This window comes from Alteromonas sp. WD8-37, from assembly GCF_055326825.1.
Genome location: NZ_JBUZOV010000008.1, coordinates 59,266 through 81,166 on the forward strand (window position 1 = coordinate 59,266; position 21,901 = coordinate 81,166).

Sequence of the window (21,901 nt, forward strand, 5' to 3'; positions counted from 1 at the left end):
AAAAAACGGCAGCGCAAGCTGCCGTTTTTGTTTGTCAGGTCGCAATTTGTGTATGTCTGCACAACGGCGGCGTGACAGAAAAATACTGCTGGTAATTGTCCCACTGCGCCAGCTTAGCCCGATCCCTTGGGTTACCGCGTTTTTCCATCCGCTGTTTTATTGTCGCCATCGGGGCAGTAAGCCACATAACCTCTACGCTACAGCCAAACTGCTTGTGCAATTGTTCGGCCCAGTCGGCCTGCGCCAGTTCGCGGGTAAAGGGCGCACATAACACCACCGGCACATGGGGCAGGTTAGCGGCTGCGCTTGCATACATGGCGGTATACACCGGTTGCCGAAACGCCTGTTTGTACGCCTGGCTATCGCGGTCGTCCTCAGACATGTCAGCCAGTGCCAGTCCAGCCTGGATAACCGGCTCAAATACCGTATCAATATCAATCAGACAGGCATGCTGCTCACTGGCGAAATGTTGCGCCCAGGTGGTTTTGCCCACCGCCGGCTGGCCGGTGACCACAGTCAGTTGCGCCATAAAAACTCCGTTACAAAATAAGCCAGTGACAGACTGCGGCTTTTTTCTTATGCTGGCAAGCATCAATGGCAAATGGAGCAGGGTTGATGGGACACCGCTTTGAGGCACACGACGCTAGCCGGCAGAGGTTGGGATGGCTGGCTGTTTGCCTGGCTGTTTGCCTGAGTATGGCGGGCGCTGCCCAGGCTCAGGAAAAGACCCTGGCGGTGGTCCTGGGCCAACCGCTGACTGTCTCCCAGGTGACGCCGGATGATACCCGGCTGGCACAAACTGCTCAGGCCATGGGCGTAAGTAAATCACTGGCACTGAGCCGCCTGCGCCATCAGTTGTTTGGCGAACAGGTAGTAGAACGTTTACTTGAAGATTTTGCCACTCAGCAAACCATTGAGGTCGACCCGGCGCTGGTAGAGGCCTTTATTGCACGCTTTCGCGCCTCCCACGAGCCCACTCCGGGCGGCCGAAGCCTGGCCGACATTGCCCGTGAACAGGTCTGGTACTGGCAGGTGGAAAAAGCGCTGTACCAGACCTATGGCGGAACAGTGGTATATACCCAGCAAAATCCCCGTTATCCGGTGCAGGCCTACGCGCGGATGATTGATGCCTATCAGGCCAGCGGCCAGCTGACCTTCAACAATGCTCAGTATGCCGGCGTGTTGCGGCGGATGTTTGCGCCGCCGTATAATCTGATTGTGGCGCCTGATCAGGTGCACTTTGACCAGCCCTGGTGGCTGGATGCTCAACCCACCGCCAGTGACGGGGCTGACCAGCCATCTTCATCCTCACAAGCGCCAACCTCGGCGAACAGCGCAGTGGAAAAATAGCGGCACGCACCATCAGGCAAAATCGTCACGATGGTCTTACCGGCATAGGCCTGCTGACTGGCCAGCCGCGCGGTGGCACACAGCGCGGCACCTGATGAGATGCCTACCGCCAGTCCTTCCAGGCGCGCGGCTATGCGCGCATATTCAATCGCCTCATCATCCTCGACTGTTTCGATACGCGACAAACATTGGGTGTCTAAAATGGCTGGCACATGGCCGGAGCTTAGCCCCTGAATATTGTGTACGCCGGTCCGGTTCTGGCTAAGCACCGGGCAACGCGCCGGCTCCACCGCCACCACTTCCAGCTGCGGGTTGCACTGACGCAGAGTTTTAGCTAGCCCGGTAATGGTGCCACCGGTACCGATGCCGGCCACCACCACATGGACCTGGCCCTGGGTATCATGCCAGATTTCCCGTGCAGTATGCTGGGCATGCGCTTCCACATTGGCCTGGTTAGAAAACTGATTTAACGACACTGCACCGGGCGTTGTTGCCACCAGGGTGGCTGCATGGTCGATAGCTCCTTTGGTGCCCGCCGCCCTCGGGGTGGTGACAATTTTGGCACCATAATGACGGATCAGCTGTTGGCGCTCCACTGACATATGCTCAGGGATGACGATGGTTACTTTAACCCCCAGCATGGCTCCCAGCCAGGCACAGGCCACGCCATTGTTGCCGGACGACGCTTCAATCACATGCAGGCCGTCGGCATCATGCTCTTTTAACAAGGCTTCAAACATGGCCAGGGCACTGCGATCCTTGATAGAACCTGCTGGATTAAAAAACTCCACTTTACCCAGCGGCGCACAGACCCAGCCTAACTTTTCAGCCAGGCGCGACATGCGCACCAGCGGAGTCTGGCCGATGGTCTGGGTAATATTGTCAAAAATCTGTGGCGCTTTGAGCGCTGCGCCGCGCTGGGCAAATATAGTCATGAGCATCTCGTCGCAATCGGGTTGAGTTATTAGTGTGGCACCTAAGTTAGGGTAAGAAATTGCTATCTTATGCCGCTAAGATTATGCTCGGTTGAAATTATTTTTCTAAATATTATGTAAAGATGAAAAATTTTACTGTTGATGGCATCGACAAAAAAATACTGACACTATTGCAACGCGACGGCGATTTGCCCGTAGCGCAGATTGCCGAACAGGTGGGGTTGAGTGTGACGCCATGCTGGCGACGGATCCAGCGCTTGCAGGAGCAAGGCATTATCAGCAAAAAGGTGGTGCTACTCAACGCAGCGCGCCTGGGTCTGGCCATGACGGTATTTGTGCAGGTCAAAGCCGGCCGGCACGATGGTCGCTGGCTGGATGACTTTGCTCGCCATGCCGGCGGGTTCGAGGAAGTGATAGAGTTTTACCGCATGAGCGGCGAGTATGATTATCTGCTCAAAGTCGTGGTGAAGGACATGCAAAGCTTTGATCATTTTTACAAGCGGCTGGTCAATGGCATTGAGCTAAATGATGTGACCTCCAGCTTTGCCATGGAACAGATCAAGTACGCCACGGCGATGCCGCTGAGCCACCTGTAAGCTTGGCCGGCGAATGTTCCATGGTATGCTGAATGTATCAATGCACTGTGAGGAACGATTATGTCGCAACCGGTAGCCCACTGGGATGATTTATTATTACTGCAAGACCAGCTGTCTGAAGAAGAGCGCTTAATCAGCGCCACCGCGCACCAATTTTGCCAGCAAGAGCTGCAGCCGGGCATATTGCAGGCGGCCCGCAAGCAGCAGTTTGACCGCAACATCATGCGCCGCTTTGGCGAGCTGGGATTATTGGGGCCTACCTTGCAGGGCTACGGCTGTGCCGGAGTTAATTACGTGGGCTATGGGCTCATTGCTCGGGAAGTGGAACGGGTCGACAGCGGATATCGCAGTGCCATGAGTGTGCAGTCCTCGCTGGTGATGCATCCCATCCATGCCTTTGGCAATGCCGACCAGCATAGCCGCTTTTTGCCTAAGCTGGCCAGTGGCGAGTTTATCGGCTGCTTCGGGCTGACCGAACCGGATGCCGGTTCCGATCCGGCGGCCATGCGAACCCGGGCAACGAAGGTGGACGGCGGTTACCGGCTGACGGGAAGCAAGATGTGGATCACCAACTCACCGCTGGCTGATGTGATGGTGGTGTGGGCCAAGGTGAGTCAGGAACAGGATACCATCCGCGGCTTTATTTTAGAGCGCGGCATGGAAGGACTCAGTACACCGACTATTCACGGCAAGATGTCATTGCACGCCTCGGTCACCGGCGAGATTGTGATGGACAATGTATTTGTGCCCGAGGACAACCTGCTGCCTCATGTTCAGGGGTTAAAAGGCCCGTTCAGCTGCCTGAACCTGGCCCGCTACGGGATTTCCTGGGGGAGCATGGGGGCGGCTGAGTTTTGCTGGCATGCGGCACGACGCTACGGCCTGGAGCGCAAACAGTTTGGCCGGCCGCTGGCTCAGACCCAATTATTCCAGACCAAGCTGGCCGACATGCAAACTGAAATTACCTTAGGACTGCAGGCTTCATTGCGGGTCGGGCGCTTAATTGACAGCGGCCATACTGATCCCGCCATGATCTCTTTGGTAAAACGCAACAACTGCGGTAAAGCCCTGACCATCGCCCGACAGGCGCGTGACATGCACGGCGGCAATGGCATTGCCGATGAGTTTCATGTGATGCGTCACATGGTGAATCTGGAAACTGTCAACACCTATGAAGGCACCTATGATGTGCATGGCCTGATACTCGGCCGCGCCCAAACCGGTTTGCAGGCGTTTTTCTAATCCTACCGTCACCCCGGCGCTCTAGGATTACGCCACCCCGGCGCAGGCCGGGGCCTCCCGCTATTGCCGTCACCCCGGCGAAAGCCGGGGTCTCCTTACTACACTGCGATGTTTTAAACATCAACGGCAATGCATGGCGGATCTCTATCTAATAATAACTGAGCTTTTCCGATTTCCCGGCAAAGATTCGGTACACCATAAAGGTGTAGACCAAAATGCAGGGCACCACAATTACCGCACCCACCAGCAAAAAGCGCAGTGAGTTAGCGTCACTGATAGCATCGGCGATGGTTAGCTGCCCAGGCACTACATAGGGATAATAGCTCAGACCAAAAGCAGTAAAGCACAGCACGAATACAGTCAGGGCGATGGCGAAGGGCCAGCCTTCACCGCGGCCGTCGGTTTCGGGCATGCGTCGCAAAATCCAGCCGCAAAACAGCAACAGGCCGAAGCACACCAGGGGGATGGCCATCAGCACCAGACCCCAGTCACCGCCTAGCCATAACTCGCGTACCTCAGCATGCAAGGTAAGGTTTGCAATGCTTACGCCCACGATGCCGGCGGCTAACACCACCAGCCCTCGCCGGGCCCATACTAAGGCTTTTTCCTGCAATGCCGATTCGGATTTTAAAATCAGCCAGCAGGCGCCGATAAATGCATAAGCGGCGGTGACCCCAAAGGCCGCGAGCAAAGCAAAACCTTGCGCCCACAAATCAGTGCGCAGGCCGGTGACCCAGATACCCAACATGTAGCCCTGGGCCAGGGTGGTGAGCAACGAACCATATTTAAAGGTCAGATCCCATTTGCGTTTTTTGACCTGCGGCACCTTGGCCCGAAAATCAAACGATACTCCGCGCAAAATCAGGCCCAGTAACATCAGTGTGGCTGGAATATACAGGGTTTGCAGAATCTGGCTGTGAGCTTCGGGAAAGGCAAACAACAACAGGCCCACCGCCAGCACCAGCCAGGTTTCATTGGCATCCCAGTACGGGCCGATGGAGGCAATCATATCATCGCGAAACCTTTCCTCTCGAGGGGGCAGTAACACACCCACCCCCAGGTCATAGCCATCCAGAATAGCGTAGAGCAAGACCGCCAGCCCTAACAGACCAATGTAGATATTGCCCAACGCTTCAATTGATAAACTTTCAAAAGGCATACTCAGACTCCTCTACGCACCCACCGGGGTGAATTTTTGCGCTTTGGCTTTTTCGCGTTCTTCACTGGTGATTTCTTCGATCTCCACCGAACGGCGACACATCAGGGTTAGGGTACCCATGTAGGCGACCAGCAGGATGGTATAAATCACCGCGTACATCACAAACGAGAACAGCACATTTTCGCCTGGTAGCTGGGTCACCGCATCTTCGGTTTTAAGCACACCGTGCACCAGATAAGGCTGACGCCCCACTTCAGTGACATACCAGCCCGCCAGGGTGGCAATCCAGCCACTAAAGCTCATGGCCATAAACACCTTAATCAGCCAGCCGGGCAGGGCATCGCGGCGATACAGATACACACTGCCTACCCAGGCACACAGCAGCATCAATACCCCCATGCCCACCATGATGCGGAAGGAGTAGAACACCGGTGCCACCGGCGGATGCTCGCCTTCAAATTCGTTTAAGCCTTTAATTTCACCATCCAGTGAATGGGTCAAAATCAGGCTGGCCAGCCCGGGGATCCCAAGCTCGCCGCGATTTTCCCGGTTTTCTTCATCCGGCATGGCAAACAACAGCAGTGGCGCGCGGTTGGTGGTTTCCCACACTCCTTCCATGGCTGCCACTTTTTGTGGTTGATGCTCTAAGGTATTTAACCCGTGCATGTCCCCGGCAAATATTTGTAGGGGGATCAGCACCGCTGCTGTGTAGGTGGCAGTTTTTAACGCAATCTTAGGCGCTATTTTGTCATCGCCACGAAAAATCCGATACGCCGACAAGCCGGCAATCAGAAAACTGGCCGTCAGCCCGGAGGCCAGCAGCATATGGCTCAAGCGGTATGGGAAAGACGGATTAAAAATAATCGCGCTCCAGTCCCGGGCATAAATCACCCCGTCCACCACTTCATGCCCCTGCGGTGTATGCATCCAGCTATTGAGCGAGATGATCCAAAAAGCTGACATGGTGGTGCCAAGCGCCACCACAAACGTGGCCAGGGTATGCAGCCAGTTGGGCACCCGCCGAATACCGAACAACATGATGCCTAAAAACGTGGCTTCTAAGAAAAAGGCTGTGAGCACTTCATAGCCCAGCAACGGACCGGCCACATTACCGGCTTTTTCCATAAAGCCGGGCCAGTTGGTGCCAAACTGAAATGACATGGTCACGCCGCTGACCACCCCTAAGGCGAAGGTGAGGGCAAATACTCGGACCCAAAAGCGATAAATACGCATCCACACCGGGTGGCCAGAAAGATTGGCGCGCAGTTTAAAATAAAACAGGTACCAGGCCAGTGCGATGGTGATGGTCGGAAATAAAATATGAAAACTGATATTCAGTGCAAACTGAAGACGGGATAAGATGAATGCGTCCACGACGACCTCCTAACTGTGCCCGCTACTGCCGGACCACAGTTTGTCTTTAAGCTCTAAAATACGACCTACGCCTGAGCCCAGTTTCATTAAGGTATGCAGCTTCTCGGGCCCCAGATCCTGCAACTCTTGTGACCACGCTGTGACAGACTCCAGTAAGTCGTGTATTTCATTCAGCTTTTGCTGAACATTCTCATCACTGCTGTGCTCGGGTTGGGTTAACATTAAATCTCGCAGCAGCGTCAGGGTGGGATCAATTTCCCGTTTACGCCGCTCTTCAAACACCCGGTTGGCCAATACCCAAATCGACCCGGCCGGAACAAAAAATTCTTTGCGTTCACCCGGTACCAACTGTTGTTTCACCAGTCGCCAGGCCTGCAATTCTTTGAGCCCCATGCTGGTATTGCCGCGCGAAATGCTTAGCGCATCGGCGATTTCCTGCGCTGCCAGGGGCTTGTCTGCCAAAACAATTAACGCCAGGATCTGACCGACGGTACGGTTAAAGCCCCAACGGCTACCCATTTCACCAAAATGCATGACCGCAGAAGAAACAGTGGGAGACATCTCCATTGATAAACCTATTTGAATTTTCAGAAATTACTGAAAGTTTATCACGCGGTGGGTTTATGTACAATTTTTTGCTGAGAGTCTGCATAAGGAGGCATTTAAAGAAGGTTAAAAAAAAGAATTTATAAAACAGAAAGCTGCGATAGCTTCGATAGAGATGTGTCGGCTGCTCAGCAAGCTTACAAAGATGTAATCAAGCGCAAAAATTGGATAGAGGTAAATCCAGCTGCGCCGGCGGTCGGTAATCAGTGATAATGCAGCATTGATTATCACCTTACATCACTGACATCACATCAGGAGCACAGCATGGCCAAAGACCACGGCAAGCAAATCAAAAACGATGACACGTACGAAGAGCTGCGTGACCAGGGTTACAGCAAACAAAAATCCGCCCGTATCGCCAATGCGCAAGCCAATGTCAACCAGTCGCCGTCTAAAAAAGGCGGTAAGAGTAAGCCGTACGAAGAGCGTACCAAGCAGGAGCTGTACGATAAAGCCAAAGAGATAGGTATTGATGGGCGCTCAAAAATGACCAAAGACGAATTGATCAGCGCCCTGCGGGACAAACAATAAGCGGCTTACCAGCGATCCAAAATACGCTGGTACACTTCTTTATCTAACATGCTAGGGCGCAGCGATGCACCGTTGCGCTGCAGTTCAGCCAGCGCTGCGTCCCAGCTATCATACGTAGTGCCATCAATCACAAACTGAGATTGGTCGCTTGTTAAGGTGCTATCCAACGGGTAGGCCAGGCTAAGTGCGCCCTTTTCCAGTTTGGGATGAGCCACATTGACCGAACTGATGTAATCGGCCACACCATCGCCATTAAGATCTTTAGTCAGCCAGGCCACCCCCAATAGCTGATTATAACTACCATCGCCTTGCATGCTGGCAATGGCTTCGTCAAAGCGTGCCAATAACGCGCGGTTTGTATCCGATGCCGGCATGGCAATGCGAAAACCCGCACTAATAAGGGGGACACCAGAAAAGTGCAATAATTCTTCATCTTCATCGCGCAGCAGGCGGTTAAATTCATCCACCAATAAGCGCGAGCTCATCAGATAATAAGCGCGATTATCCGCCAGCTGGCGAAAGGCATCGTAAGAGGAGGGATTGCGCGCCCATTTGACGCCTTTGAGCAGCCGCACCTCATCGGTATTGGCAAAGAGGTTATCAATGGCCACCCGACGATCTTGTAAATGCGGCAGGGCGGTGACCGATACCACATCATCCCGCTTACTAACACTGTATAGATACAGCGGTAGATAAGGCTGAGAATACACAAAGCTGTCTTTGAGGTTGTCCAAATCTAAAAAGGCATAGTGGCCATCGAGCCGACCACTGAGTATACCGCTACCCAAAAAGGCTGGTCGCATCACCGACAGGGTGAGCGGTTCATCAATTTGCGCAAAGGCGGCCTGCATGATGGCATTGATGCGGGCAGGTTTTTGCTCTTCATCAATAAAGGTGGGCAGCTGCGCGGCTCCCAGTTTGACCTGGGCCGACGCCACGGTGGTCAGCAGACACATAAAACAGGCAATCAGCAGGGTACACCGCACGCAAGATATCCTTGAAATAATTGATTTATACTTACTACATGCTTCTCAGTGTAGCGGTTTTTACGCGAAAAAAACAAACATGCCGCCCGCAGGCGGCATGAAGTTTCTGTCACTTAGCTGTTACTCACCAAAGCTGCCAGCCGCACCGGGGAAGACCACCGGGCTTTCAAAGCCTGCTTTGCTGACACTGGCCACGCCAAAAAAGTAATTGTCGATAACCACATTTTCCAGTGTGGCCTGGCTGACATCACCCACATACTTGCTGTATTGCCACTGCGGTGCATCGGTATAGCGCCAGTAGATCTTGTAGCCGGCCAGCTGCGGATTTTGCTGCTTATCCAGTGCCTGCCACTTTAACGTGGTGGACGGCTGCACCGCCCCTTCAATCGTCACATTGGCTGGTGGTGCCGGTGCCCAGGACATAGCCGCCAGGCTCACCGCATTAAGCGAGGTCAGTTTTGCCGCATAGTCAAAATCCACGCCTTCCAGGGTATCGCCATATTCCACGCCCTCTTCGGTACGCAGGTCCTGGTGCTGGCGGACATAGTTTTCATTGGTTTCCATGATGCGGATCCCCGGGTAGCCCAGGTCATTGAAGGGCCGATGATGGCCTCCACGGCCAAAGCGGTCTAACCGGTAAATCACCATGGTGTCCAGGTTGGGGATGTAGTCATCGGCCAGCTTATCGATATAACGGGCCAGGTTGCGCGAGGGCGAGTCCACTTCACCGCCGGTAAAACGGCGGGTGCGCGCTTCGCTGTCGGTTTCGGTTACCCGGGTACCTTCGGCAAACAAACGGGCAGTGGTGTTATTAATTACCCCGTTGACCCCTTCGATATTGCCAATCATGTCGTTATTCAGCACCGCCTTGATGCGCCAGCCATCTTCTTTGGCCTGCTTAGCCAGAATTTTCCCGCCAAACAAACCTTGTTCTTCACCCGATAGCGCGGCATACACAATGCTGCCATTAAACTGATACTGGCTCAGCACCCGGGCAGCTTCTAAAGTCCCGGCCACACCCGAGGCATTGTCATTGGCACCGGGGGAGTCAGAGGTGGCATCCATTACATCAGACACCCGCGAGTCGATATCGCCGGACATGACCACATAGCGGTCAGGGTCGGTCTGGCCGCGCTGAATGGCAATCACATTGACCACTTCGGTGGCCTCAGGAATGCGTTTTTCACCTTCGATGGTTTCACCCAAAAAATACACTTCCAGGCAGCCGCCACATTCTTTAGAAATGGCTTCAAATTCCTGCTTTATCCAACGGCGCGCTGCACCGATGCCGCGGGTGTCGGATTTTGTTTCGGATAGGGTATGGCGGGTGCCAAAGCTCACCAGCTTTTCAATATCCTGCTGGATACGTGAGGCCGACACGGCTGCGGCAATATTATGCAGTTCTTCGGGTTCAGGCTGTTGGGCCAATGCCGGCAGGCAGGCTACAGCCAATAAAGCCGGGGCGGCTTTAAGGCGTGAAAACATAAGTGCTCCTTTCAAGCTTGTTGTTATGCCCACGCCTTTTTATTGTTGTCGCGGCGTGGGTTAGATAAAGGCGTAAGCGTCGCCAAATAACTGGTCGCCGGGCAGCTTGCGGGCATAAAAATCATCGCGGGCTGCCTTGGCCATCTCGAAGCGGCCGGCGATATACACCTGCAGGCTCGACATGTCGGCATAGTCAGCTAATACGGCATGATGCACCCATCCGGTTCGGCCCTGCCAATCTTCATCGGCAAACTCCACCACCGGGATAAAGGAAAAATGCTCATGCTTATCGGCTAAGCTGACAAGTTCATCGTGCAAATACAAGTCAGCTTCGTTACGCCCACCCCAATATAAGGTGACTGGCGTGTGGGGGTGGTCGACCAGCGCCTGCTGTAAAATCGAATAGGCATAAGAAAACCCGGTGCCACCGGCGATCAGCACCATAGGCTGACCGTTTGACTGCAGATGCGCTTCTCCATGGCCACCGCTTAATGCAATCTGCTTATCTTCGCGCATGCGCTGCAGCACTTCTGTGGCATAGGCATTATTTTCATCCGCGCCGATGTGCAGCTCAATTTTGTCGCCATTGACCGGCGCATTAGCAATAGAAAAAGGCCGTTTGTCATTTTCGCCCATATGCACCAGCACATACTGGCCGGCGTAAAATTGCACCGGCTCCACCGGGCGTAATACCACTTTGTAAACCGCTTCGGTTAACAGCGAGATACTGTCGACCTGACATTGAATTTGTGACATTGACTCTCTTCTTTAATTAAAAGGCTGTAAATGTGGGCGCTAATCCATGATACCAAGCTCATCCCAGATGTCATCCACCCGCTGTTTTACCGCTTCATCCATGACGATGGGGTCGCCCCATTCGCGGTCGGTTTCACCGGGCATCTTATTGGTGGCATCCAGGCCCATCTTTGAGCCTAAGCCGGAGACCGGCGAGGCAAAATCCAGATAATCAATGGGGGTGTTTTCAATCAGCACGGTATCGCGGGCCGGATCCATCCGGGTGGTAATGGCCCACATCACATCGTTCCAGTCGCGCGCATTAACATCGTCGTCGCACACAATCACAAACTTGGTGTACATGAACTGGCGTAAGAAAGACCAGACGCCCATCATGACCCGCTTGGCATGGCCGGGGTATTGTTTTTTCATGGTCACCACGGCCATACGGTAGGAACAGCCTTCTGGCGGCAGATAAAAGTCCACAATTTCGGGAAACTGCTTTTGCAGGATAGGCACAAACACTTCATTTAATGCTACGCCCAGGATGGCGGGTTCATCCGGCGGTCGGCCGGTGTAGGTGGAATGATATATCGGCTGTTTACGGTGGGTGATGTGGGTCACGGTGAACACCGGGAACTCATCCACTTCATTATAATAGCCGGTATGGTCGCCGTACGGCCCTTCCGGGGCGGTTTCGTTTTGATCAATATAGCCTTCCAGCACAATTTCGGCGCTGGCCGGTACCTGCAAATCATTACTGATGGATTTGACCACCTCGGTTTTGTCACCGCGCAGTAAACCGGCAAAAGCATACTCAGACAGGGTATCGGGTACCGGTGTGACCGCGCCTAAAATAGTAGCCGGATCAGCGCCCAGCGCCACCGACACCGGGTAGGGTTCGCCCGGGTGAGTCTGGCACCACTCACGAAAATCCAGCGCGCCACCGCGGTGTGACAGCCAGCGCATAATAAGTTTGTTTTTGCCCAGTAATTGCTGGCGATAGATACCCAGGTTCTGGCGTTTTTTGTGCGGGCCGCGGGTGATGGTCAGACCCCAGGTGATCAGCGGCGCTGCATCTTTAGGCCAGCAGCGCTGAATGGGCAGGGTGGTCAGATCCACCTCGTCGCCGCTCAACACCACTTCCTGGCAGGGCGCTTTACGCACTTCTTTGGCCGGCATGTTTAACACCTGACGAAACACCGGCAGCTTTTGCCACAGGTCCTTGATGCCCTTAGGCGGTTCGGGCTCTTTAAGATAGGCCAGCAGCTTGCCCACTTCGCGCAGGGCCTGCACATTGTCCTGGCCCATACCCAGCGCCACCCGCTGTGGGGTACCAAACAGGTTGGCCAGTACCGGGATTTCGCTGTTTTTGGGGTTTTCAAACAACAATGCCGGGCCGCCGGCGCGCAAGGTGCGATCGGCAATCTCAGTCATCTCCAGCTCGGTATCGATGGGCTGGCTGATCCGCTTCAATTCGCCACGGGCTTCAAGTTTGTCGATAAAATCGCGTAAATCTTTGTATTTCATTGGATACTAAGTACCTTCACGGGGGCGGTTATATTGCCGGGAGTATATCACTGGTGCCAGCAGATGCCGAAAAAGCGAATCGGCCAGCAAGGCTAAATTTACTGGACAGCTTACGCGAAAGCGTGTGTTATAGCATGACAGGTTACAAAATTTTCATGCCACAATCGCATGCCTTTGGGAGGCTGTATGAGTACCTTTGACAAATCCATGACCGATGAACTGAATCTGTTATTGAAATTTCCAACCGACAGTTTTATGCAGGGCCTGAAGATCCACCATGATGCCAGTAACGCCACGGTTGATGCGGCCCAGCGCCTGCACGCCAAAGGTCTGATCACCCAGCCCGATGGCGGCTACCTCACCGATTTGGGGATCGATGTGGCCGATCATGCTCGTAAGGTCTACAGCGCGCTGTTTTCCCGGCTGAACTAAGCTCCGTCAATTTTACCTTCAGAAAGCCTGCTGGTGGCCGATATGTAAGCACAGGTGATCACAGGCAGGCTTTTTTATGCTCCGATACATTGTCAGTTTTCTGGTGGCAGGCGTTCTTAGTGCATCCGCTTATGGTGCGCAGGGCCAGCTTAAGGCCGTGCAGCTGTACAGCCAGGACAAATTAATTACACTGATTAATCAAAATGCCCATTTGGCTCGGGTGCAGGCTGACCGCTGCCAGTTGGTACAGGATATTGAAGCACGCGCTGAAGTGCTTAAAGTCCCCGCCTACCAATTTTTGTGGGGCGACATGCTGGCCTGGGGCGTGTGTGTGGATGCTGCCCCTGACCGAGGTATCGGCTTTATGCACCAGGCTGCACAGCAAGGTCTGCCGGCCGCGCTGGAGCAATTAGGTCGCTATTACACCAAAGGCACGCTGGTCCAGCAGGATTATCAGCGCGCAGTGATTTACCTGCGCGAAGCGGCAGCACTGGGCAACCTGGCCGCGCGCCTGCAACTGGCCAAATTATTTATCGACGGGCATGGCAGCCCGTATGATTACGAAGATGCCTATCGCTGGCTGTTTACCGCTGTTACCAACGATACCGCGACCCATCGGCAAATTGCCCGTTATCTGACTCAGTTAGAATCCCTTATGCACCCTAAAGCGGTGCGCAGTGCACGGGCGCTCGCCGGCCCCTAACGGCGACTTATGACTGTCTTCACGCTGTAAAAATGTGATCAAAATTGGCGTTGGCGGGTATCTGACCGAAATATGCGCATGTTTTGCTGTGTATAACTGTTATACTTAGCGCCATTATTGAGCATTAACCACATTGAGGGCAAAGACGAACTGCATGAGTGACGATCCCCATTACCAGCGCGAGAAAGAAAAATACGAAAATCCGGTCGCCAGCCGCGAATTTTTACTGTCAGTTATAGAAGAGCATGGCAAACCCATGTCCTTTCTGGAAATTTGTACTGCCGTTGAGGCACGCGATGAGGACAGTCAAATTGGTGTGCAGCGGCGGCTGCGCGCAATGGAGCGGGAAGGACAATTGCAATTCACCCGCAACAAACGCTATATCATCCAGGATCAGGACGAACTGATCCGCGGGCGCATTATCGGCCACCGGGATGGCTTTGGCTTTTTACGCCCGGAAGATAACAGCGGCGATCTGTATATCAGCGGCGGCCAGATGCAATTGTTTTTACACGACGATGTGGTCGATGCCCGGGTCAGCGGCACCGACCGTAAAGGCCGTAAGGAAGGTTACATTGTCAGTGTGGTGGAGCCGCGCCAGGAGCCTATCGTTGGGCGCTACTTCACCGAGCAAGGCTTTGGTGTAGTCATTCCAGATGACAGCCGTATTAATCATGAAATCGTGATCCCGCCAGAGAATGTCAACGGAGCCCGCATGGGCCAGGTAGTGGTGGTGGAGCTGACGCAACGTCCGCGTCGCCGGGTCAGCCCGGTCGGCAACATCAAAGAGATCCTGGGTGAGCACATGGCACCGGGTATGGAAATCGAAATGGCGCTGCGCACGTTCGATATTCCACATCAGTGGCCTAAAGCTGTGGATAAACAAATTGATGGCCTGGGTGAAGCGGTCCCCGAAGACGCTAAGGCCGGTCGCATCGACTTACGCCAGTTACCCCTGGTGACCATCGATGGCGAAGATGCCCGTGATTTTGATGATGCGGTCTTTTGTGAGCCGTTAGATGATGGTGGCTGGCAGCTATGGGTAGCCATTGCCGATGTGAGCCATTATGTACGCCCTGGTACTGCGCTGGATAAAGAAGCCATCAACCGCGGTAACTCGGTGTATTTCCCCGAGCAGGTCATCCCCATGTTGCCCGAGGTACTGTCTAACGGATTGTGTTCATTAAACCCGGAAGTCGACCGCCTGTGCATGGTCTGCGAGATGACCATCTCAGCCGAAGGTAAGCTCAAAGCCTATCAATTTTATGAAGCGGTGATGAACTCCCATGCGCGGTTGACCTATACCAAGGTCTGGCAGATTTTGCAGGGTGATAAAGACTTACACGAGCGCTATGCCGACCACGTGGGCCATCTGCGTAATCTGCATGATTTGTATCGCACGCTTAAAAAAGCCCGCCAGTTCCGCGGTGCCATCGAGTTTGAAACCCAGGAAAGCAAATTTGTCTTCAATGCCCAGCGCAAGATAGAAGATATTGTGCCGGTAGAACGCAACGATGCGCATAAGATGATTGAAGAGTGCATGATCCTGGCCAATGTCAGCGCCGCACAAATGCTTGAATCAAACAAAGCGCCGGCACTGTTCCGGGTGCATGATAAGCCTGATGCAGATCGCCTGACTTCCTTTACCTCCTACTTAGGGGAAGTGGGTGTACCGCACCATATTAGCGAAGATGCTTCGCCGGCTGATTTTACTGCGGTTGTGAACAAAACTCGTAACCGGCCGGATCAGGAACTTATCCAAACCATGTTGCTGCGTTCCATGAAGCAGGCTATCTATGATGGCGACAATATCGGCCACTTTGGGCTGGCACTGGCCCAGTATGCGCACTTTACTTCGCCTATTCGCCGCTATCCGGATCTGGTGGTGCACCGGGCGATTAAGGGGATCTTGGCTAAAGCGCCACATCGCCAGCATGTGTCCGGGGCCAAAGCCTACAGTGTGGAAGAGATAGAGCAACTGGGCGAGCAGTGTTCGATGACCGAACGGCGCGCCGATGATGCCACCCGTGATGTGGCTGACTGGCTGAAATGCGAGTTTATGCAAGACCATGTGGGCTCTACTTTTGAAGGGGTGGTGAGCTCGGTGACCGCGTTTGGTCTGTTTATTCGCCTGACCGAATATCACATTGACGGCCTGGTCCATATCACGTCGCTCAAGGATGACTATTACCATTTTGACAACACCAAGCAAACGCTGGTGGGCGAATCGGGTGCTCGGCGCTTCCGCCTGGGCGACAGTGTCAGTGTGCAGGTAGCAGCGGTTAATCTGGATGAGCGCAAAATCGACCTGGTGCTGGATGACTCTTTACTGGCCAGCCCGGGTGGTAAAAAGGTCAAGGTGCGCAGCTCCAAAAAGCCTGGCGCCAAAGCCGACAGCAAAGACGAGGGTAAAGGCGCTGGTAAGCCACGTTCAGATCGCAAAGATCGAAAAGACCGCAAGCCGCGCAGCGGCGGCAAGTCCAAATCTAAACAAGGTAAACAGAAGTAAATGGCTCAACCTGAATGGTTATATGGCCTGCATGCCATGCAGGCGGTATTGCGCAGCGAACCCGAGCGGGTGCTGGAAGTGTTTGTATTAAAGGGGCGTGATGATGAGCGGTTACACGATATCATCAATCAGGCGCGTCGTTTTGGTATCAGTGTGCAGTTTTGCCATCGTAAAGTGCTGGATGACAAGGTCGGTGGCGAGCAGCATCAGGGGGTCGTGGCCAAGGCTAAACCCGCCCGCACGCTGGACGACAATGATCTGGCTCGCTTTGTCGAACAGGCTGATAACCCGTTTTTGCTGGTGCTGGATGGCGTGACCGATCCGCATAACCTAGGCGCCTGTTTGCGCACCGCCGATGCGGCCGGTGTGGATGCGGTGATTGTACCTAAAGATAAAGCTGCTGGGCTGACCGCCACGGTGCGTAAAGTCGCCTGTGGGGCGGCTGAAACCGTGCCACTTGTGCAGGTCACCAATCTGGCGCGCACCTTAAAAAGCCTGCAAGAGCAGGGTGTGTGGGTAGTGGGCACTGCTGGCGAAGCGACGCAAACCTTATATGAGTTGCAACATCGTGGTGCGCTTGCCCTGGTGATGGGCGCAGAAGGCAAAGGCATGCGCCGCTTGACCCGCGAAACCTGCGATGAACTGGTCAAATTACCTATGGCCGGCAGTGTGTCGAGTCTCAATGTCTCGGTTGCCACCGGTATTTGTCTGTACGAAATTGTCCGCCAGCGCGCTTAATTCCTCTCTCTGCGCTGCCTGTAGCCTGTTAGTGAAGATATCTTGACAGGCTGCTTCAACTTTCTTACCAAATTTAACTTTTCACTATATCTCATTTGCGCTAGCGTTAATTTGCTCAAAAAATACTCATGGAGTGTCAGGAGAGCAGGGATTATTGCGATTTTTAGCATGTTGGCTGCAAACTTGCAGGTCTGCGCGTTGACGTATCTTTCGCGATAAGTAAACAAAAAGTCTAATGTAAAACAGTAGAACCAAATAGGTAGTATGGTTTTGTGCTTTAGCCATAAAGCACGATGTGTCGTTGCTTACATACAGCGTTGAGTATCTGCCGAAAAGTGCACGGGAACGCACTTTTTTCGGGGTTGGAAAAATACGCCGGGGCAACACATAGATCACCCTTTTGTAACGCTACAGTGAAGAGCGAGGGAGTAGTAAGACCAAAAATTAAAATAGGATAAAAGGACAACAAATGTTGAATAAGAAACACACAAAATGTGGTAAAGCAGCCCTGGTGGCATCTCTTACAATGCTGAGCATGTCAGTGACCGCCGCGGTCAATGAAGGCCCGGTACGCGTGACTGATGACCAGGCCACAAGCAATACGGCGCAAGCCGGCCTGTTGAGCGGCGTATTGAGCGAGCAGTTGATGCTGGCCTCTGAGGAAGAGCGTTACATCGTCAAATTCAAAAATACCGGTACGTCAGCGCTTAAAGGCAAAGACAAGCTGAATAAAGGCCCTAACAAGAATGCTGCTGATGCTGCATTTGATGCGATGGCGGCTAAAAATATTTTGAAAAATGCGGGCGCCAAGACTCACAAGGTTCTGGCAAAGCATAAAATGATTGCCGCCACCATGAACAAAGGCCAACTAAACCGCCTGCGTAAAAACCCCAATGTTGAAAGCATTTCCCCGGATCCCAAGCGTAAGCTGATGGCACAAACTACGCCATACGGCATTGATATGGTTCAGGCCAGCAGCTTTGCCCAGTCTGATACCGGTGCGCGTAAAGTCTGTATCATCGATACCGGTTACAACCTGGGGCACCCAGATTTACCCGATACCAATAATGGTGTTACAGGCGAAGCCAATAATGCCTATGTAGGTAGCTGGTCGAATGATGGCAATGGACACGGTACTCACGTGGCCGGCACCATTGCCGCCTATGACAATACTCAGGGTGTAGTCGGTGTATATCCGGGTGTCAGCATGCACATCGTGAAAATCTTCAACGACAGCGGTAGCTGGACCTTTGCCTCCGACATTATCGATGGGATCACCCAGTGTCAGAACGCGGGCTCTAACGTGGTCAATATGAGCCTGGGCGGTAGTGGTTCCTCAACCGCCGAAGCCAATGCGATGCAAGGCTTTGTGGATGATGGTATGCTATTGATTGCTGCTGCCGGTAACGATGGCAACAGCAGTAAAGGTTACCCGGCCTCCTATGATGCGGTGGTTTCTGTAGCGGCTGTGGATTCTAATGAAAACCATGCCAGCTACTCGCAGTACAACGACCAGGTTGAAATTGCCGGTCCGGGTTCATCAGTTTATTCAACCTATCCTGATAATACCTACGCAACGTTGAGCGGGACTTCGATGGCTACCCCGCATGTGGCCGGTGCTGCTGCGTTGGTTTGGAGCTACTTCCCACAGTGTACCAATACTCAAATTCGTGATGCATTAAATGCAGCGGCTAAGGATCGTGGTGCTGCTGGCCGGGATAACTACTATGGCCATGGTATCGTCAAAGTGTCGGATACTGTAGATTACCTAAACACCAATGGCTGTGAAGGCTCTGGTGGTGGTACACCGCCTCCTCCAGGTGGCGTGGACCCGTTCAGTGGTCAGCTGACTAACTTAAGTGGCAGCCGCGGTAGCTGGGATCGTTATACCTGGACGATTCCAGAAGGCGTATCAACCATGACCGTGCAAATCTCTGGTGGCTCCGGTGATGCGGATCTGTACATGCGCTTTGGTGCACAGCCTTCCACTACTTCCTACGATTGCCGTCCATATAAAAACGGCAACAGCGAAGTGTGTACATTTACCAATCCGTCGTCAGGCACCTGGCACATTGGTCTTCGTGCCTACCAGACGTATTCTGGCGTAACTATGGATTACAGCTACGAGTAAGCCACTCTGTGTCCCCTCTTGAAGGCCGCCTTATGCGGCCTTTTTTATTGCCAGCCTTAACCACATGGCTGAAAACCAGTGAGGTATTCGACAAAAGGTGAACAGTCACTCTGTGTAAAATTGACTACACTGTTTATTCTTTCATCCAAAAGTGCCAGAAGTAGGCTAACTGCCTGACCGGCGGTGTAATAAGAATAAGTGTATGGAAATTATTAAAGCGCTGAATGCGGTAACCGCTCAGGTCACGTCGCCATTTGACCACAAAATTGCCCGGCTTTTGAAAGTCGGTTGTAATTTTCTGGGGCTGGACATTGGGGTGGTGGGCCAGATAGATGGTGGTAATTATACCGTGCTGGCAGCCTGGAGCCCGAGCTTGCCGATTCAAGCCGGCCTGATCTTACCCGCCTCCAGCACCTACTGCCGCCATACCCTGAATAATCGCGACGTAGTGGCGTATCATGACACCGCGCTGCTGCCGGCTGATAAGCAAGCTTCTCCAAACAGTCACTTTCGCCGCTATATCGGTATGCGCATGAGCATTGATGCCCATCAGGCCACGTCAGTGTGTATGTGTTCCACCGAACCGGGTAAGCCCTTTACCGAGCAAGACCACACCAATCTAATGCTGGTGGCCGAGTGGGTCAGCGCAGAGTTTAACCGCAAGTCCTACGTGGATGGCCTATTGGCGCAACAGCATCAGCTGGCCCACCAAAATGAATTGTTTGACCAGATGGCCCAGCTGGCTGGGGTGGGCTCGTGGGAACATGATGTCACTACCGGCAAGACCTACTGGTCACAGTCATTACGCGATATGTTCGACTTACCGCCTGACTTTGAGGTGGATGGAAATAAGGTGTGGGAGTTTATCGCCGGCTTGGGGCGTGGCCAGGCCCTAAAAGAACAATTTGAGCAACGGGTGGCGCAGGGCGCTTGTTTTACCGCCGAGGCTGAGATTATCGGCTATACCGGTCGCCAGTTTTGGATCCAGTTCCAAAGTAAGCCTATTTTTGAAGGGGGCCGGCTGTTAAAGGTGATCGGCGCCACCCAGGATATTACCAGTCGGGTGGTGGCAGCGCGGGAGCTGGAAAAAAAGCGCCAGGTGGCCGAGCGCGCGTTACAGTCCCGAAGCCTATTTCTGGCGAATATGAGCCATGAGATCCGGACCCCCATTAATGGCGTGCTGGGCATGCTCACCGCGTTGGGAAAAACCGCACTCAACGAACAGCAACGGGATTTTTGCAAAGTGGCTGCGACCAGCGCTGACACCTTGCTGGCCCTGGTTAATGATATTCTGGATTTTTCTAAGATTGATGCTGGTCAGCTGGAGCTCGAAGGAGTGCCAATGTGTGTAGGCACCTTAATTGAGGAGCAGCACAGTGTGTTTGCGCATCTGGCCCGGGAAAAAGGCTTAGAAGTTACCTGCCAGGTGGCGCCAGGTGTGGCGACTCCGGTCACCGGTGATCCGACTCGGCTACGCCAGGTGCTGATCAACCTGATTAATAATGCCATCAAGTTTACCCGCCAGGGAACGGTGGGCATTTCTGCCAACGTGGTGCATGAAGGGCGCCACGATATTACCCTGCAAATTTGTGTCAGCGACAGTGGCATCGGGATCGCGCCAGAACGCTTAAAAGCCATTTTTACGCCGTTTGCCCAGGAAGACAGTGCCACCACCCGGCAATTTGGCGGCACTGGGCTAGGGCTATCCATTGTCGCGCAAATTGTCGAGCAGATGGGCGGGCAGATTGAAGTGGACAGCGAACCGGGGCAGGGCTCACGCTTTAGTTTGTTGCTACCTTTTGAACGCTGCAGTCAGCCGCTACCTTCGGCTTTTGCCAGCGCTGACGCGGTAAGCGGCGAGTTGGTCGGTGCATTGCCGGCCGATGCCCGTCTGCTGGTGGTGGAAGATAACGAAATTAACCAGATTGTTATCATCGAGCAGCTTAAATCGCTGGGTCTTATCGCTGATATTGCCAATAATGGCAGTGAAGCAGTGCGCCGGGTTAAACACGCGATGCATCTGGGCAGCGGTTACGATGTGGTGCTGATGGACTGCCAAATGCCGGTGATGGATGGCTATGCAGCCACCGAAGCCATCCGCAAACTGGGCGGTGCCGCGGCCTCAATGCCGATTATCGCGTTAACTGCAAATGCCCTGGCCGGCGAGCGACAAAAATGTCATAATGCCGGCATGAATGATTATTTGACCAAGCCGGTGGATGGCACCCGCCTGGCCACATGTCTTCATCACTATCTGTGTCTGGCAGTAAAGCCTGTTGCAGGCCCAGCATCTTAAGGCAACCACGGCGTTGCCACCTCAGCCGAATCGGCTAAAAATAATTCAAAATTGGCCTATCCCTTCCGGTACATATCTGTTATCATTTCGCGCCCTTTTTATGGGGGTATGTACATAAAAGCAGCAATTGTTGTTGTTTTTAGCAGCTAAACGACCCGGGAGGGTCTTAATTTATCAGCGGAGCACTAACATGATCCAAATGCAAACTAACCTGGACGTTGCAGATAACAGCGGCGCTCGCAGGGTTCAGTGTATTAAGGTTCTTGGTGGCTCGCATCGCCGTTATGCAGGTATCGGTGACATCATCAAAGTTACCGTCAAGGAAGCAATTCCTCGCGGTAAAGTTAAAAAAGGTGACGTACTGAGCGCAGTGGTGGTGCGTACTAGAAAAGGCGTTCGTCGTGCAGATGGTTCTACCATCCGTTTCGATAATAACGCGGCTGTGTTGTTGAACAACAACAAGCAACCAATTGGTACGCGTATCTTTGGACCGGTAACCCGTGAGCTTCGGAGTGAAAACTTCATGAAGATTATCTCACTGGCCCCAGAGGTACTATAAGGAG

20 protein-coding genes are annotated in these 21,901 nt (G+C 53.4%); 11 read left to right on the plus strand and 9 right to left on the minus strand.

The features are described 5' to 3' along the window. Positions 1-34: 34 nt before the first annotated feature. Positions 35-529, minus strand: coding sequence for a P-loop nucleotide/nucleoside kinase family protein (locus tag ACTUJZ_RS14525; protein WP_463637058.1), 495 nt, complete (start codon positions 527-529; stop codon positions 35-37). A gap of 167 nt (positions 530-696) precedes the next feature. On the opposite strand from ACTUJZ_RS14525, the gene ACTUJZ_RS14530 reads away from it, so the two are divergent. Continuing rightward, a complete protein-coding gene (locus tag ACTUJZ_RS14530; RefSeq protein ID WP_463637059.1) occupies positions 697-1,350 on the plus strand; it encodes a hypothetical protein in 654 nt (217 codons plus the stop codon). On the opposite strand, the gene ACTUJZ_RS14535 is transcribed toward ACTUJZ_RS14530, so the two are convergent. Then, the gene (locus ACTUJZ_RS14535) at positions 1,266-2,285 is read right to left on the minus strand and encodes a PLP-dependent cysteine synthase family protein (RefSeq protein ID WP_463637060.1); all 1,020 of its coding nucleotides are present in this window, start codon (positions 2,283-2,285) and stop codon (positions 1,266-1,268) included. The genes ACTUJZ_RS14530 and ACTUJZ_RS14535 overlap by 85 nt on opposite strands. 122 nt (positions 2,286-2,407) lie before the next feature. Here ACTUJZ_RS14535 and ACTUJZ_RS14540 point away from each other — a divergent pair, with 122 nt between their 5' ends. Together ACTUJZ_RS14540 and ACTUJZ_RS14545 are read left to right on the plus strand one after the other, a co-directional pair. After that, positions 2,408-2,881, plus strand: coding sequence for an Lrp/AsnC family transcriptional regulator (locus ACTUJZ_RS14540; RefSeq protein WP_463637061.1), 474 nt, complete (start codon positions 2,408-2,410; stop codon positions 2,879-2,881). Between the two features lie 60 nt (positions 2,882-2,941). Next, entirely contained in the window at positions 2,942-4,123 is a 1,182-nt protein-coding gene (locus ACTUJZ_RS14545) for an acyl-CoA dehydrogenase (protein ID WP_463637062.1), read from the plus strand. A 148-nt stretch (positions 4,124-4,271) separates the two neighbouring features. On the opposite strand, the gene ACTUJZ_RS14550 is transcribed toward ACTUJZ_RS14545, so the two are convergent. From ACTUJZ_RS14550 to ACTUJZ_RS14560, 3 genes are read right to left on the minus strand one after another with little or no spacing between them, the layout of a single operon-like run. After that, positions 4,272-5,282, minus strand: coding sequence for a cytochrome d ubiquinol oxidase subunit II (locus ACTUJZ_RS14550; RefSeq protein WP_463637063.1), 1,011 nt, complete (start codon positions 5,280-5,282; stop codon positions 4,272-4,274). A gap of 12 nt (positions 5,283-5,294) precedes the next feature. Continuing rightward, entirely contained in the window at positions 5,295-6,656 is a 1,362-nt protein-coding gene (locus ACTUJZ_RS14555) for a cytochrome ubiquinol oxidase subunit I (protein WP_463637064.1), read from the minus strand. Between the two features lie 9 nt (positions 6,657-6,665). Continuing rightward, positions 6,666-7,223: a GbsR/MarR family transcriptional regulator gene (locus tag ACTUJZ_RS14560; protein ID WP_463637065.1), complete on the minus strand. Its 558-nt coding sequence runs from the start codon at positions 7,221-7,223 to the stop codon at positions 6,666-6,668. 303 nt (positions 7,224-7,526) lie between these two features. Between ACTUJZ_RS14560 and ACTUJZ_RS14565 the strand changes: the two genes are divergently transcribed. Next, the gene (locus ACTUJZ_RS14565) at positions 7,527-7,793 is read left to right on the plus strand and encodes a DUF7218 family protein (RefSeq protein ID WP_463637066.1); all 267 of its coding nucleotides are present in this window, start codon (positions 7,527-7,529) and stop codon (positions 7,791-7,793) included. A gap of 5 nt (positions 7,794-7,798) precedes the next feature. Here the strand turns inward: ACTUJZ_RS14565 and ACTUJZ_RS14570 are convergent, their stop codons facing one another. The 4 genes from ACTUJZ_RS14570 to ubiD all read right to left on the minus strand — a co-directional run bounded on the left by ACTUJZ_RS14570 (position 7,799) and on the right by ubiD (position 12,529). Then, the gene (locus ACTUJZ_RS14570; RefSeq protein WP_463637067.1) at positions 7,799-8,779 is read right to left on the minus strand and encodes a substrate-binding periplasmic protein; all 981 of its coding nucleotides are present in this window, start codon (positions 8,777-8,779) and stop codon (positions 7,799-7,801) included. A gap of 120 nt (positions 8,780-8,899) precedes the next feature. After that, the gene (locus tag ACTUJZ_RS14575) at positions 8,900-10,264 is read right to left on the minus strand and encodes a M28 family peptidase (protein ID WP_463637068.1); all 1,365 of its coding nucleotides are present in this window, start codon (positions 10,262-10,264) and stop codon (positions 8,900-8,902) included. 60 nt (positions 10,265-10,324) lie between these two features. Beyond that, positions 10,325-11,020 (minus strand): NAD(P)H-flavin reductase, encoded by a 696-nt coding sequence (fre, locus tag ACTUJZ_RS14580; RefSeq protein WP_463637069.1) that lies wholly within the window; start codon positions 11,018-11,020, stop codon positions 10,325-10,327. A 39-nt stretch (positions 11,021-11,059) separates the two neighbouring features. Continuing rightward, on the minus strand, positions 11,060-12,529 hold the full coding sequence (gene ubiD / locus ACTUJZ_RS14585; RefSeq protein ID WP_463637070.1) for a 4-hydroxy-3-polyprenylbenzoate decarboxylase: 1,470 nt from the start codon (positions 12,527-12,529) through the stop codon (positions 11,060-11,062). 186 nt (positions 12,530-12,715) lie between these two features. On the opposite strand from ubiD, the gene ACTUJZ_RS14590 reads away from it, so the two are divergent. From ACTUJZ_RS14590 to rplN, 7 genes are all read left to right on the plus strand, one after another. Beyond that, the gene (locus ACTUJZ_RS14590) at positions 12,716-12,961 is read left to right on the plus strand and encodes a TIGR02647 family protein (RefSeq protein ID WP_463637071.1); all 246 of its coding nucleotides are present in this window, start codon (positions 12,716-12,718) and stop codon (positions 12,959-12,961) included. A 76-nt stretch (positions 12,962-13,037) separates the two neighbouring features. Further along, entirely contained in the window at positions 13,038-13,664 is a 627-nt protein-coding gene (locus tag ACTUJZ_RS14595; protein ID WP_463637072.1) for a tetratricopeptide repeat protein, read from the plus strand. A gap of 154 nt (positions 13,665-13,818) precedes the next feature. After that, the gene (gene rnr, locus ACTUJZ_RS14600) at positions 13,819-16,173 is read left to right on the plus strand and encodes a ribonuclease R (protein ID WP_463637073.1); all 2,355 of its coding nucleotides are present in this window, start codon (positions 13,819-13,821) and stop codon (positions 16,171-16,173) included. Continuing rightward, on the plus strand, positions 16,174-16,911 hold the full coding sequence (gene rlmB, locus ACTUJZ_RS14605; protein WP_463637074.1) for a 23S rRNA (guanosine(2251)-2'-O)-methyltransferase RlmB: 738 nt from the start codon (positions 16,174-16,176) through the stop codon (positions 16,909-16,911). It abuts the gene before it with no gap. 469 nt (positions 16,912-17,380) lie between these two features. Beyond that, on the plus strand, positions 17,381-19,042 hold the full coding sequence (locus ACTUJZ_RS14610; RefSeq protein WP_463637075.1) for a S8 family serine peptidase: 1,662 nt from the start codon (positions 17,381-17,383) through the stop codon (positions 19,040-19,042). 202 nt (positions 19,043-19,244) lie between these two features. After that, complete coding sequence (locus ACTUJZ_RS14615; RefSeq protein ID WP_463637076.1) at positions 19,245-21,338, plus strand: ATP-binding protein; 2,094 nt, start codon at positions 19,245-19,247, stop codon at positions 21,336-21,338. Positions 21,339-21,528: 190 nt separating this feature from the next. After that, a complete protein-coding gene (rplN, locus tag ACTUJZ_RS14620) occupies positions 21,529-21,897 on the plus strand; it encodes a 50S ribosomal protein L14 (protein ID WP_463637077.1) in 369 nt (122 codons plus the stop codon). The last annotated feature ends 4 nt before the right edge of the window (positions 21,898-21,901 follow it).